Genomic DNA, 12,546 nt, shown 5'->3' with positions numbered 1-12,546 from the left:
GTGCTCAGATCTCCGAGGTCGTGGTGGTGGTCGTGGCGGCGCGCGGGGTCCAGCCGGTGTCAGGGGTCTCGCCGATGCGCTCGAGGGCGTCGACGACCAGGTCCCAGAACCGTTCGTGGTCGAGCTCCATGGCCGCGCTCGTCCGGCAGTCCTCCGGCGCGGGCGCACGGAAGTCGGCGACGGTCATGCCCAGCGTCAGCGTGCCCTGGGTCTCGATGTGGATCGGGACCTTCACGGCGCGGACGATGGTCGGGTCGATGACGTAGGCGACGGCGCAGGGGTCGTGCACCGGCGGGGAGTCGAAGCCCTGCGCGTCCTTGTAGGTCTGGCCGAAGAAGTCGAGCAGCTCGCCGACGAACGCGGCGGGGGCGGTGCCGACGGCGGCGATGCGTGCGGCGACCTCCGGGGTGGCGAGAGCCTGGTGCGTCAGGTCGAGTCCGACCATGACGACGTCCCAGCCGGCGTCGAAGACGATCGACGCGGCCTCGGGGTCGATGACGATGTTGAACTCGGCGACGGGGCTCCAGTTGCCGACGTGCACGCCACCGCCCATGAGCACGACCTGCTTGACGCGCTCGACGATGCGGGGTTCCTTGCGGGCCGCGAGGGCGATGTTCGTCAGGCCGCCGGTCGGTACCAGCGTGACGGTGCCGGGCTCGTGCGCCATGACCGTCTCGATGATCAGGTCGACGGCGTGCCGCGGGTCGAGCTCGAACGAGGGCTCGGGCAGCATCGGCCCGTCGAGGCCGCTCTCGCCGTGGATGTCCGGCGCGACCTCGATCTGGCGCAGGAGCGGGCGGTCGGCACCCGCGGCGAACGGCACCCCGGTGATGCCGGCGATGCGCGCGACGGCGAGGGCGTTGCGGGTGACCTTCGGCAGCGTCTGGTTGCCGACGACGGTGGTGACGGCCAGGAGCTCGATGTCTGGGTTGCCGTGGGCGAGCAGGATCGCGACGGCGTCGTCGTGGCCGGGGTCGCAGTCGAGGATGATCTTCGCGGGCTGGGTCGCAGCGGTCTGGGTCACACTGGGCACGCTGGGCGCTCCACTTCTTCGGGGAATCGAGGGGTCTGTGCTCGACGCGGTGGGGGTCCGCGGTCCGACAGAGCGTCGTCGCGCAGCGCGTCAAGCGTTTGACATCGAAACACGTCAAGCGTTTGACGTCAAGTCGTCGAGGCGTCCTCGGTAGCATCGACCCGTGCCTTCATCCGTCGCCCCGGGCCGCCGTGTGACCGCTGCCATGGTGGCCGAGCGCGCCGGAACGAGCATCGCCACGGTCTCCCTGGTCGTCAACGGCAAGGACCGCGGCCGGGTGTCCGTCCCCATCGCCACGCGGGTGCGTGATGCCGTCGACGAGCTCGGCTACGTCGTCGACCACGCCGCGAGCTCCCTGGCGCGGGGCAGCGGCGACCTGGTCGTCCTCATCGCCCCTGACCTGTCGAACCCCTTCTTCGCCGAGGTCATCCGCGGCGTGCGCGACACCATCGGTGACCGGTTCCAGCTCGTGCTGTCGGTCACCGAGCGCGGTGCGCAGCCCCTGGCAGCCGACGTCCGCCGCTTCGAACGCCTCCGGCCGGCGGGCATCCTCGTCGACGCCCCGGCCGCGGGCGAGTCGATGTCGGCGAGCGTGCCCGTGGTGCTCCTCGACGCCCCTGGTGGCACCGAGGCCGTCAACTACGACCTCTCCCCCGGCGTCCACGACCTCGTCGCACACCTGCACGAACAGGGGCACCGCCGCGTCGGGTACCTCGACGGGACCTCCCGCGCGACGACGTTCGGGGTCCGGCGCGAACTCTTCGAGCAGGAGTGCGCCGCCGCCGGCATCACCGTGTCCGAGGTCACCGCCCGCGCCGACCTCACCGTGGACGCTGCGGCCTCGGCCACCGAGCACGTCATCGAGGCCTGGCAGGACGACGACGTCACCGCGGTCGTCGCCGCGGCGGACACCCTGGCCTACGGCGTCCTGCGCGTCGCCGGGTCACTGGGCATCGCGGTTCCCGGGGAGCTCGCGGTCGCCGGCTTCGACGACCTGCCGTCGTCGTCGGTGACGGCCCCCGCGCTGACGAGCGTCGCCCTGCCCGGCGCCGACCTCGGGCGCGCGGCCGCAGAACGGCTGCTCGCGACGCTCGACGGCACCGCGGCCGAGCCGGCAGCGCTCCCCACCCGCCTGGTCCGGCGCGCGAGCACCGGCGCGTAGCGCCGCTCCTTCCCGCGGAAGCGACATTCCTCGCTGAGGCAGCCCCCTCACCCCCGCGAAAGCGACAGTGTGCCGCCGATGGTCGGCGGCACACTGTCGCTTTCGCGAGCAGGGTCGCGTCGAATGCGGGCAGCGGCAGTGGACCCGACCGGACGACGGACGGGAGGCGCGGCACCAGCTGGCACCGCGCCTCCCGTCAGCACGCGGTCGCGACCACCCCGCGAAAGCGTCAGACCGCGCCGACGCGCCACCGTCCATCCCGCGAAAGCGACAGATCTCCACGGATGTTCCACGGAGATCTGTCGCTTTGCCGGGACCGGACTACTGCTGCGCGCGGTCCGGCGCCTCACCACCCGACGACCCGGACTCCGCCGACACGGACTCCGCCGACACCGACTCCGCCCGGCCCTCGCGCTGCGCACGCTCGAGCTCGTCGGCCTCGTCGCCACCGACGGCCTCGCCACGGGCAACCATGCCGGCCGTGTCGGAGAGCGTGATCTGCGGCAGGAACAGGGCGAGCAGGAACGCCACCGCGATGAAGGGCAGCAGGTACCAGAACACGGGCGCCAGCGAGTCGGCGTACGCGTTCACGATGCCGTCCTGCACCGCCTCGGGCAGCTTCGCCACGGTCGCGGGGTCGATGCTGCCCGCCGACGACGCCGCATCGGTCGCCGAACCGCCGGCCCCGGTGAACACGTCGGTGAGCGACGTCGTGAGCCGGGCCGTGAACAGGGCACCGAACACGGCGGTCCCGAGGGAGGCGCCGACCTCGCGGAAGTAGTTGTTCGTCGAGGTCGCGGTGCCCACCTGCTCGGCCGGCACGGCGTTCTGCGCGACCAGGACGACCACCTGCATGATCAGTCCGAGCCCGGCGCCGAAGACGAACAGGTACGCGCAGATCAGCCAGATCGGGGTGGCCGCGGCGAGCTGGGTCATCGCGAGCATCGCGATGGCGACCAGGACCGTGCCGATGATCGGGAACATGCGGTAGCGGCCGGTCTTGGTGATCAGGTTGCCGGACGCGATCGACGTGCCGATCAGACCGACCATCATCGGCAGCATCAGCAGACCCGACACCGCGGCCGAGGTGCCTGATGCCATCTGCAGGAACGTCGGGACGAAGCCGATCGCCGCGAACATGCCGATGCCGAGCACCAGGCCGATGCCGGTCGCGAGCAGGAAGGTGCGGTTCTTGAAGAACGACAGCGGCAGGACCGGGTCCTGCGCACGCGACTCGACGAGCACGAGGAGCGCGGCGGAGACGACGAGCCCGGCGAACCAGGCCCAGGTCTCGGGGGCATCCCAGCCGTGGTCCTTGCTGCCGCCGAACTCCGAGAAGAACACCAGGCACGTGGTCGCGGCGGACATGAAGAGCACGCCGAGCACGTCGATGCGCTTCGTCGCCTTCTTGTTCGGCAGGGTCAGCGCGAACCACGCCACGAAGAACGCCGCGATGCCGACCGGGATGTTGATGTAGAACGCCCAGTTCCAGGTGAGGTGGTCGACGAAGAAGCCACCGAGCAGCGGGCCGCCGATCGCGGACAGGCCGAAGATCGCACCGAGCGGGCCGAGGTACTTGCCACGCTGCGAGGCGGGCACGATGTCGGCGATGATCGCCTGCGACAGGATCATCAGACCGCCGCCGCCGAGCCCCTGCATCGCGCGGAACACCACGAGCTGCGTGAAGTCGCCGGCGAAGGCGCACCCGGCCGACGCGATGGTGAACAGGGCGATCGCGATGAGGAACAGGTTGCGGCGGCCCAGGACGTCACCGAACTTGCCGTAGACGGGCATCACGATGGTCGAGGCGAGCAGGTACCCGGTCGTCAGCCATGCCTGGTGCGCGACGCCGCCGAGTTCGCCGACGATGGTGGGCATCGCCGTCGAGACGATGGTCTGGTCGAGGCTGGAGAGCAGCATCCCCGCGATGAGCGCGGAGAAGATGATCCAGATCCGGCGCTGTGTCAGCAGCAGCGGTCCGTCGGTGCCGGGGCGGGCACGCTTGGTGGTGCCCGGCGCGGTTGCGCTCATGGTGTGGAGTCCTGTCCGGTGGTGATGGCCGCCCTCATCAGGCGGAGGTTCTGGGTGAGCAGCTCGTCGAACGGCGGGCCGGTGGTCTCGTCGAAGGCGTCGTCGAAGTAGGTCTCGGCGGTGACCTTCGCCAGCGCCGCGGCCGCTTCGGTGACCAGGCGCGCACGGCGGTCGGACGGATCCGACCAGCCGAACCGCTGTCGCAGCGCCGCGGTGATCCGGGCGAGCTGCACGTCGGTCGCCGACAGGAACCGCGCGACGAGTGCCGGCTCCCGCTCGAAGACCCGGCGCACCAGGACCTCGTCAGACCGGTCGATGCCGTAGCGGTGGACCTGGTCGATCGCCAGGGCGACGATCGAGTCGAGCGGACCGAGGCCAGCAGGCACGGCCCCGCCGGCGGCGTAGGCCTCGATCACCTCGACGTCGGCGTGCAGCTCGATGCCGAGCACGGCGTCGTCCTTCGACGCGAAGTGGTTGAAGAACGTGCGCCGTGACACCCCGACGGTCTCGCAGAGCTGCTCGATCGTGAAACCGCTCAACCCGTGCTCGACGGTCGCCCGACGCGCTTCGACGATCATGCGTCGGCGCAGTGCGCGGGTGCGTTCGGTGGTGCTCACCGAGCAAGAATTGCACTATCTCCCTGAGAGTGCAATACGGACGGGAAGCCTCAGAGCGCCTTCTCGAAGCAGAACGACCACGGCATCGTCGCCGCGTACGGCGCGTAGACCGGGATCGGGCTCCACCCGGTCTTCTCGTACAGGGCGACCGCGTCGGGCTGCTTGTCACCGGTCTGCAGGATCAGCCGGGGTGCGCCGAGCTCGCGGCCGATGCGCTCGCACTCGTCGAGCAGTGCGGTGGCGGCGCCCTTGCCGCGAGCCGACGTCAGCACGATCAGTCGCTTCAGCTCGACCTCGTCGCCGAGACGGCGGATCGCGATGTGCCCGACGGCGTCACCGGACTCGTCGAGCGCCAGGACCGAGGCGACGACGGTCGACGGATCGACGGACAGCGCGCGGCTCCGCTCAGCCGTGATCGCCGGGTCCTCGTCGCCGTTCGACGAACCGTAGCGTTCGTGCATCTCGTCGTCCATGCGGGCGCGGAGCACCACGGATCGGGGGTCGTCCCAGGACACGCGTTCGATCGTGATCACGGTCGACGATCCTGTCACGGATGTCGGCAGCGGTGCATGCTCACGCGCGCCCACCCAGACGCTCGCTCACGCGCGCCCACCCAGCGCGGCGATCGCGCCGTCCCCGGACCGCAGCGCGGCGAGCACGGCAGCGGCGTCGTCGTGGACCTCGGCGGCGCCGGCTCCGCGGAGTTCGTCGCCGCCGATGCCGCCGGTCATCACCGCGACGGTCGTCACCCCGACGCGTCCGGCCGACTCGACGTCCCACATCGCATCACCGACCATGACGGCAGCGTCCGCACGCACACCGGCCCGGTCCAGCGCCACCTGGATGATCCCGGGGTCCGGCTTCGCCTGTTCGACGTCCTCGGAACTCGTCACCGCGGTGAGCCACTCCTCGGCGTCGAGCAGTTCGCGCAGCCGCGTCAGTTCGTGCTCTGGCGCACTCGTCGCCAGGACGACGGCGTGCCCGGCCTCGGCGACCGCACGGAGCAGGTCACGGGCGCCCGGCAGCAGCCGCAGCTGGGGCATGTGCTCGGCGAAGTAGGCGGTGTTGAACTGCTTCACGGTGTCGCGCGTCTCGTCGGACGCGTCCGGCAGCAGCGTCTCGAGCAGCTTCGCGGAGTCCATGCCGATCGCGCGGTGGATCCGCCAAGCGTCGACGGACTCGCCCGCTGCGCGGGCAGCGCGCCACCAGGCATCGATGTGGGCGTAGTTCGAGTCGACGAGCGTGCCGTCGATGTCGAAGAGGACTGCGGTCGAGGGAGCGTCGGACATCCCTCCATGCTGCCCGGGAGGCGCGGATCGCCTCCCAGGAGCACGGTCGCGTCCGTCAGACGGTGACGTGCTCACCCGCCTGGAGGATCGTGGTCGGCACGCCGCCGAGACCGTCGGTCCCGAGCATGCGGACGTTCATCTGCTGTCCCGCATCGCTCAGCAGGAGCTCGTGGATCTGGATCGCGCGCTGCGGCGCGACCTCGCGGACGTAGTCGACGGCGGCGGCGGTGTGCGCCCACGGGCCGCTCGTGGGGATGAGCAGCGTGCCGACCGGGACCCCCGGCACGAGGTAGGCGTCGCCCGGGTGGAAGACGGCACCGTTGACCAGGTAGCCGACGTTCGCGATCGTCGGGATGTCGCGGTGGATGACGGCGTGCTCCTCGCCGAAGACCTGCACGGAGAACGGCCCGACCTCGAACGCGTCACCGGCACGGACCGCAGCGACGCGGCCGTCGTGGTCACCCAGCTGCTCGACGATCACCGCCGGCCCGCGGACCACGAGCGACGGGTTCGCGTCGAGCCCGGCACGGACGGCGGAGACGTCGAAGTGGTCGGCGTGCTCGTGGGTGATGAGGACTGCGGCGGCAGCGCCGGCAAGATCAGCAGCCTCGGGCGTGAAGGTACCCGGGTCGATGACGAGGGTGGTGCCGTCCTGCTCGAGGACGACGGTGGCGTGGTTGTACTTCGTCAGCTCCATGCCGACAACACTACAACTGTGTTGTACTTCTGGTGGCCGATCCGGGTGAGGGAGCACTCAGTCGGCGCGCCGGGCCAACCGTTCGAAGATGCCGGGCAGGCGTTCGAGGGCCGCGCGTTCCTCGTCGTCGAGTTCCTCGCGGATCGCCGTCGCCAACCAGTCGGCCCGCGCCGTCATGTCCCGTCGGAGGACCTCGCTGCCGGTGTCGGAGATGCGGATGACCGACACCCGACGGTCGGTGTCCGACGCCGTCCGCTCGACGTACCCGAGGTCGGCGAGCTCCCCGACCGTGCGCGACTGCCCCTGGTGCTTCACCGCACGGCGACGTGCCAGCTCGGCGATCGGCATCGGGCCCTCGCGCTCGAGGAACCCGAGGGTCGTCGCGTGGGCGGTCGGCAGCGAGTCCGCCTCCCGTCTCGCAGCGCGCACGACGCGACCGATCGCGTGCCGGAGCTCCACGGCGAGTTCGTCGGTCCGGTCCATGCTCGGAACGCTACCGCGTGGTCGCACAGCGGACCTCCGGTTGGATCGGAGGATGGTCCGCGTCTCCGTCGTCATCCCCGTGCGCGACGACGCTGCGCACCTGCGACGCTGCCTCGACGCCCTCGCAGGCCAGACGCTGCTCGCCGACGAGGTCGTCGTGGTCGACAACGGCAGCCGGGACGACAGTGCCGAGGTCGCCCAGGCAGCGGGGGCGATCGTGCTCACCGAACGCATCCGTGGCATCGCCCGGGCCTCGGCGCGCGGCTACGACCGGGCCTCCGGGGACGTCCTCGTCCGACTCGACGCCGACTCCGTCCCGCCGCCGGGGTGGATCGCCGACGCGGTGCGGCTGTTGGCCGATCCGTCGGTGGTCGCGGTGACCGGGCCCGGATGCCCGCACGACGGCGGACCGCTGATCGGCCGACTGTGGGACGCCGTCTACATGCGGCCGTACTTCGCGCTCATGTGGACCGCGCTCGGCCGCCCACCGCTGTTCGGTTCCGCGATGGCGATGCGGCGGTGGACCTGGGACGCGGTCCGCAGCCGAGCGCACCGCGAGGACCCCGAGGTGCACGACGACGTCGACCTGAGCATGCAGCTCGACCCGGCCTGGCGGGTGGTGGCCGACCCCGTGCTCACGGTGCAGGTGTCCGCGCGACCGTTGTCGGGCCTCCCGTCCGCACTGTTGCGGACTCGACGCGCCTTCCACACGTTCCGCGTGAACGGCCGGCGGGCGAACCCGGTGCGTCGGTGGGCGCGGCGGGTGCGCGCCGGGTTGCGGGTGCGGCGCGGGTGGCGCACGCGCTGACGGGGTCACGGAACGGTGACGCTTGCGGACGCCACCAGCACGTCCGCCTACGTTCGATCGTGCGGGCACGTCCGCACGACGAACGAGGGGGAACGATGCGGCGATCAGCGCGCACGACGACATCCGGGATCACGGCGACGCTGACTGCGGCGCTGGCGATCGGACTCGCCCTGTCGGGCTGCGCCCAGAGCGCACCAGCGGGGCCGGGTACGCCGTCCGCGACGACGGCGGAGAGCACCGGCACACCGAGCGCCAGCCCGAGCAGCACTCCGGAGCCGACATCGACGATCACGCAGGTCCCCGGGGTCGACTACGACGGCGGCGCGGTGCCGGCGAGCTGCACCGATCTCATCACCCCCGGCAAGTGGGACGACGCGTTCGCCTCCACTCCGCTGAACGACCCCTCGGTCGTCGGCGACCCGATCGCGATCCCGAAGAGTGCCTTCACCCCCGTCCTGCAGGCCGACGGCAAGCGTCTGTACTGCGTGTGGCGGGAACCGCAGGCCGACATCTCCTACCTGTCGATCGCGGTCGACGTCGTGGACTCGGCAACCGCGAGCGCAGCGCTGCAGAAGCTGCCGGACGACGGCTACGACTGCGGCAACGAGGCGGAGGGCTACCAGTGCCAGAAGGTGTCGAAGAACGAGCAGTACCCCGTCACCGACGGGGACACCTACTTCACGCGTGGTGACATCGGCATCCACATCCAGCAGTCGAACATCGAGACCTCGGGGCTCCTCGACGACGTCATGGACCACGTCTTCACGGCGTAGACCGAGCGGGCCAGCGGGCCAGCGGGCCAGCGGGTCAGCGCGTCGGTCGCGACCGCACGTGCGCTCGCTCTCCCTGGGGCCCGTACAGGCACAGCACCTCGGTCACCGAGTCGGTGACGTTGCCCATCCAGTGCGGGGTGTGGGTGTCGAACTCGGCGACCTCCCCCGGCCCGAGGTCGAGGTCGTGTTCGCCGAGCACCAGGCGCAGCCGGCCGGACAGGACGTAGAGCCACTCGTACCCCTCGTGCGTCTTGAGCGACGGTTCGCCACCCGGTGTGTTCGGTGGGAACAGCTGCTTGAACGACCGCACGCCGCCGGTGCGCTTCGTCAACGGCACGACGACCCGACGGCCGTGCACCTCGGGCTTCATGTGCACCCGGGGGTCGCCGGTCTGCGGAGCTCCGACCAGGTCGTCGAGCGGCACCTGGTACGCCCGCGCCAGCGGGAGCAGCAGTTCGAGGGTCGGCTTGCGCTGCCCCGACTCGAGCCGCGAGAGCGTGCTCACCGACACCCCGGTCTCCTCCGACAGGGCGGCGAGCGTGACGTCCCGGTGGGCACGGAGCGCGCGCAACCGGGGACCCACGCCGTCGACGACCTGGGCGGTCGTGCGGGGGGCGACTGGTTCCTGCGGGCCGTGGGACATGCTGCCCAGGTTGCCACATCAGCAAGCTTCCTTGCTGTCCGCGACCCATCGGCCGCATGCTCCTTGCATGCGTGATCACTACGACGTCATCGTCATCGGCGGAGCAGCCGCCGGCCTCTCCGCCGCCCTCGTCCTCGGGCGCTCCCGCCGCTCCGTCCTCGTCGTCGACGCGGGCGAGCCCCGCAACGCGCCGTCAGCCGGCGCCCACAACTACCTCGGGCGCGAGGGCATCGCCCCCGCCGAGCTGTCCGCGATCGGTCGCGACGAGGTCGCCGCCTACGGGGTCGAGGTGACGGCCGGGAGGATCGTGGCCGCGTCCGCGACGACGGGCGACGGCACCGACCCGGTCGGCTTCTCGGTCACCCTGGACTCCGGCACGGTCGTCACCGCCCGCAGGCTCGTCGTCGCCTCCGGCGCCGTGGACGTGCTGCCGCAGGTACCCGGCCTGGCCGAACAGTGGGGGCGCGGGGTCGTGCACTGCCCGTTCTGCCACGGGTGGGAGATCCGCGACCAGCGCATCGGCGTGCTCGTGACGACACCGAACGGCGTGCACCACGCGCTGATGTTCCGGGCGTTGAGCGAGCACGTGACGGCGTTCGTCACCGATCCGGCACTCGTCGACGACACCGGCCTGGCCGGTTTGCGGGCCCGCGGGATCGAGGTCGTGGACGACACGGTCACGCAGGTCCTGTCGTCAGAGGGCACGCTGACCGGGGTCACGCTCGGCTCCGGCGAGGTCGTCGAACTCGACGCCCTGGCCGCGGCGAGCACCGCTGAAGCGCGCGTGGACTTCCTGTCCGGGCTCGGCCTGGCCGCCACCGACCAGATGATGGGTGACTTCCGGTACGCGAGCGCGGTGACGGTCGACCCGGCCGGGCAGACCTCGGTGCGCGGTGTGTACGCGGCCGGCAACGTGGCGGCCCCGATGGCGACGGTCATCGCGTCCGCTGCCGCCGGGGTCCAGGCGGGAGCGGCGGCCCACGGCGACCTGGTGCAGGCGGACCTGGCGGCGGCGCTGGCCGCGGCGGCGGGCTCTGGGCGAGTCTCGGCCTGAGCGACAGTCCTCGCGCTCGGAGCAGCGAGGAGTGTCGTCCACCCCGAGACTCGGGGCAGACGGCCCGAGTCTCGGGGCAGCCGTCAGTCGACGCGGTAGCCCGCCTGCGCCGCCAGCAGCGGGGCGAGCGTGTACAGCTGGTCGGCGCCGATCGTCGCACCGCGGAACCCCTCGAGGCGCTCGACCCGGTCGAGGTCCGCACCTCGCAGGTCCACGTGGTCGATCCGGGTGTTGGACCCCTCGGCGTCGCGGATGCTGCTGCCCTCGAACGACACCCGGAGCAGCTTCGCGTCCGCGATGTCGAGCTCGTCGATGACGCAGTCGCGGAACACCACGTCGGTGAGCGTCGATCCGCGCAGGTTCACGAACCCGAACTTCATCCCGACGAACTCGACGCCGTTCAACCCGGAGTCGTACAGCTCACCCGAGCCGATGCGACCGCCGGACACCCGGACCTCGCGCCACGAACTGCTCGACGCCCGCAGCACGGGGGCGTCGAGCGTGTCGATGATCGAGTCGTGCACCCGCAGGCCACGGAAGTCGGCGCCGTCGCCCCGGAGCGTGTCGATGACGCACTCCTCGATCTCGAGGTCGGGCAGCCGCTCACCGGCCAGGTCGAGCACGCCGATGCGCTTCCCCTCGATGCGGTCGCCGGTCAGGACGTCGCCGGGTCCGGGGACCCAGTCCTGCAGGTCGACGGGCTCGGTCAGGGTGATGCGCGGGGCTTCGGTGCCGGAGGAACGTGCCATGGACTCAGTCTGGCGCGTGCCGGTGACGTCGTGGTCACGCCGGCAACCGGGTCAGCACGCTGTCGAGCCGGTAGTCCTTCGCCGGGCCCCGGGCTTCCCAGCGCACGGTCCACCGCTGCTCGTCGCCGTCCAGTGCCCCGGTGTAGTCGTCCGGTGCGCAGGCGTGGGCGACGCTCGCTCCCCACACCCAGTCGTGGAACACCCGGCCGTCGGCGAAGTGCACGGTCCACGCGTGGTCATCGTCGCGCCGGACGGTCAGCGTCCGGGACACCGGGGTGGTCCGGCCGTCGAAGGTCATCACGCCCGCTTCGTCCCAGCGCACCTCGTCCGCGCCGACCGCGGTCAGCGTCGTGGTGCCGGTGACGATGCCCTGCACGCCGGCACGCCGGTCGTCCAGGGTCCGGCGGAGCACCCACTCCCCCAGCAGGTCCGTCGGCAGCAGCACCGCCCCAGGCTATCCGCGCAGGGCCTCGGCTCGGGCCGCCCGGTGCTCGTCGTCGGAGATCACACCGCGAGCGTGCAGGTCGTCGAGTTCCGCCAACCGCTGCTCGCGGAGCGCCCGGGGCGCACCGTTCGAGCGACGGCTCCGGACGACCGCGATCCACACGGTGACGACGACGGCGACCACGATGAGCCCCATCGCCACGCTCCACACGATGTCGTACAGCGGCGGGATGAGCGGGTTGTGCAGCTCCTCGGAGGCGATCATCCGCGCAGGGCCTCGGCTCGGGCGCTGCGGTGCTCCTCGTCGGAGATCACACCGCGAGCGTGCAGGTCGTCGAGTTCGGCGAGCCGCTGTTCGAGCGGCTTCTCGGGCGCGAGCGTCCGGCTCTGCATCGCCTGGTACGCGATGTCCTCCTGCATGGTGAGCGGGTTCTGACCGCGATCGGCCATCCGCTTGCCCCGGTAGAGCGTCAGGACGACGATCGTCAGGGTGGTGAGGATCGTCAGGGCTGCGACGACTCCGAACGCGATGCCGAACCAACCGCCGAACAGGTCGGGCATCCCCGAGCCGCCCGGTCCCTCGAGTTCGCTGAACGCCGACCAACTGAGCACCATCGCGCTCCCCCTTCTCACAACGACGAGCGAATCGTAGCGCGACCCGAGCGCCCGTTCCTTCCCAGAACACCCGCGATGGAAAGCGGAATCGGGCGTACCTGGCCGAAACTTCCGACCCGGTACGCCCGAAAGCACCCGGTACGCCCCG

Annotated in this window: 16 protein-coding genes; 4 read left to right on the top strand and 12 right to left on the bottom strand. The window is 71.3% G+C overall.

The window, feature by feature from the left end:
• Positions 1-4: 4 nt before the first annotated feature.
• Positions 5-1,033, bottom strand: coding sequence for a nucleoside hydrolase (locus tag EDF33_RS04550; protein ID WP_243692352.1), 1,029 nt, complete (start codon positions 1,031-1,033; stop codon positions 5-7).
• Between the two features lie 163 nt (positions 1,034-1,196).
• On the opposite strand from EDF33_RS04550, the gene EDF33_RS04545 reads away from it, so the two are divergent.
• On the top strand, positions 1,197-2,195 hold the full coding sequence (locus EDF33_RS04545; RefSeq protein WP_243692351.1) for a LacI family DNA-binding transcriptional regulator: 999 nt from the start codon (positions 1,197-1,199) through the stop codon (positions 2,193-2,195).
• Positions 2,196-2,516: 321 nt separating this feature from the next.
• Here the strand turns inward: EDF33_RS04545 and EDF33_RS04540 are convergent, their stop codons facing one another.
• The 6 genes from EDF33_RS04540 to EDF33_RS04515 all read right to left on the bottom strand — a co-directional run bounded on the left by EDF33_RS04540 (position 2,517) and on the right by EDF33_RS04515 (position 7,312).
• Positions 2,517-4,226 (bottom strand): MDR family MFS transporter, encoded by a 1,710-nt coding sequence (locus tag EDF33_RS04540; RefSeq protein ID WP_132099393.1) that lies wholly within the window; start codon positions 4,224-4,226, stop codon positions 2,517-2,519.
• Positions 4,223-4,843, bottom strand: a complete 621-nt coding sequence (locus EDF33_RS04535) for a TetR/AcrR family transcriptional regulator (RefSeq protein ID WP_243692350.1) — start codon at positions 4,841-4,843, stop codon at positions 4,223-4,225. The genes EDF33_RS04540 and EDF33_RS04535 overlap by 4 nt, the downstream gene beginning before the upstream one ends.
• A 50-nt stretch (positions 4,844-4,893) precedes the next feature.
• Complete coding sequence (locus EDF33_RS04530) at positions 4,894-5,376, bottom strand: GNAT family N-acetyltransferase (RefSeq protein ID WP_243649783.1); 483 nt, start codon at positions 5,374-5,376, stop codon at positions 4,894-4,896.
• Positions 5,377-5,442: 66 nt separating this feature from the next.
• A complete protein-coding gene (locus EDF33_RS04525) occupies positions 5,443-6,132 on the bottom strand; it encodes an HAD family hydrolase (protein WP_132099392.1) in 690 nt (229 codons plus the stop codon).
• Positions 6,133-6,187: 55 nt separating this feature from the next.
• Positions 6,188-6,829, bottom strand: a complete 642-nt coding sequence (locus EDF33_RS04520) for an MBL fold metallo-hydrolase (protein WP_132099391.1) — start codon at positions 6,827-6,829, stop codon at positions 6,188-6,190.
• Between the two features lie 57 nt (positions 6,830-6,886).
• Positions 6,887-7,312: a MarR family transcriptional regulator gene (locus EDF33_RS04515; RefSeq protein WP_123294880.1), complete on the bottom strand. Its 426-nt coding sequence runs from the start codon at positions 7,310-7,312 to the stop codon at positions 6,887-6,889.
• A gap of 52 nt (positions 7,313-7,364) precedes the next feature.
• Here EDF33_RS04515 and EDF33_RS04510 point away from each other — a divergent pair, with 52 nt between their 5' ends.
• Positions 7,365-8,120 (top strand): glycosyltransferase family 2 protein, encoded by a 756-nt coding sequence (locus EDF33_RS04510; RefSeq protein WP_132099390.1) that lies wholly within the window; start codon positions 7,365-7,367, stop codon positions 8,118-8,120.
• Between the two features lie 95 nt (positions 8,121-8,215).
• Entirely contained in the window at positions 8,216-8,893 is a 678-nt protein-coding gene (locus EDF33_RS04505) for a hypothetical protein (protein WP_132099389.1), read from the top strand.
• A 34-nt stretch (positions 8,894-8,927) separates the two neighbouring features.
• Here the strand turns inward: EDF33_RS04505 and EDF33_RS04500 are convergent, their stop codons facing one another.
• Entirely contained in the window at positions 8,928-9,536 is a 609-nt protein-coding gene (locus EDF33_RS04500) for an XRE family transcriptional regulator (protein ID WP_132099388.1), read from the bottom strand.
• Between the two features lie 67 nt (positions 9,537-9,603).
• Between EDF33_RS04500 and EDF33_RS04495 the strand changes: the two genes are divergently transcribed.
• A complete protein-coding gene (locus EDF33_RS04495; RefSeq protein WP_132099387.1) occupies positions 9,604-10,590 on the top strand; it encodes an NAD(P)/FAD-dependent oxidoreductase in 987 nt (328 codons plus the stop codon).
• An 83-nt stretch (positions 10,591-10,673) separates the two neighbouring features.
• Here EDF33_RS04495 and EDF33_RS04490 read toward each other — a convergent pair whose 3' ends face one another.
• The 4 genes from EDF33_RS04490 to EDF33_RS04475 are packed head-to-tail and all read right to left on the bottom strand — an operon-like array spanning position 10,674 to position 12,398.
• Positions 10,674-11,339, bottom strand: a complete 666-nt coding sequence (locus EDF33_RS04490; RefSeq protein ID WP_123937311.1) for a pentapeptide repeat-containing protein — start codon at positions 11,337-11,339, stop codon at positions 10,674-10,676.
• A gap of 34 nt (positions 11,340-11,373) precedes the next feature.
• On the bottom strand, positions 11,374-11,784 hold the full coding sequence (locus tag EDF33_RS04485) for a DUF6314 family protein (protein ID WP_132099386.1): 411 nt from the start codon (positions 11,782-11,784) through the stop codon (positions 11,374-11,376).
• 9 nt (positions 11,785-11,793) lie between these two features.
• Positions 11,794-12,048: a c-type cytochrome biogenesis protein CcmI gene (gene ccmI, locus EDF33_RS04480; RefSeq protein WP_132099385.1), complete on the bottom strand. Its 255-nt coding sequence runs from the start codon at positions 12,046-12,048 to the stop codon at positions 11,794-11,796.
• Positions 12,045-12,398, bottom strand: coding sequence for an SHOCT domain-containing protein (locus EDF33_RS04475; RefSeq protein ID WP_132099384.1), 354 nt, complete (start codon positions 12,396-12,398; stop codon positions 12,045-12,047). The genes ccmI and EDF33_RS04475 overlap by 4 nt, the downstream gene beginning before the upstream one ends.
• Positions 12,399-12,546 lie beyond the last annotated feature (148 nt).

This window comes from Curtobacterium sp. PhB146 (genome assembly GCF_004342995.1).
Lineage (GTDB): Bacteria > Actinomycetota > Actinomycetes > Actinomycetales > Microbacteriaceae > Curtobacterium.
Note: the sequence above shows the minus strand (reverse complement) of the source record. Positions and strands in the feature narration are given on the sequence as shown.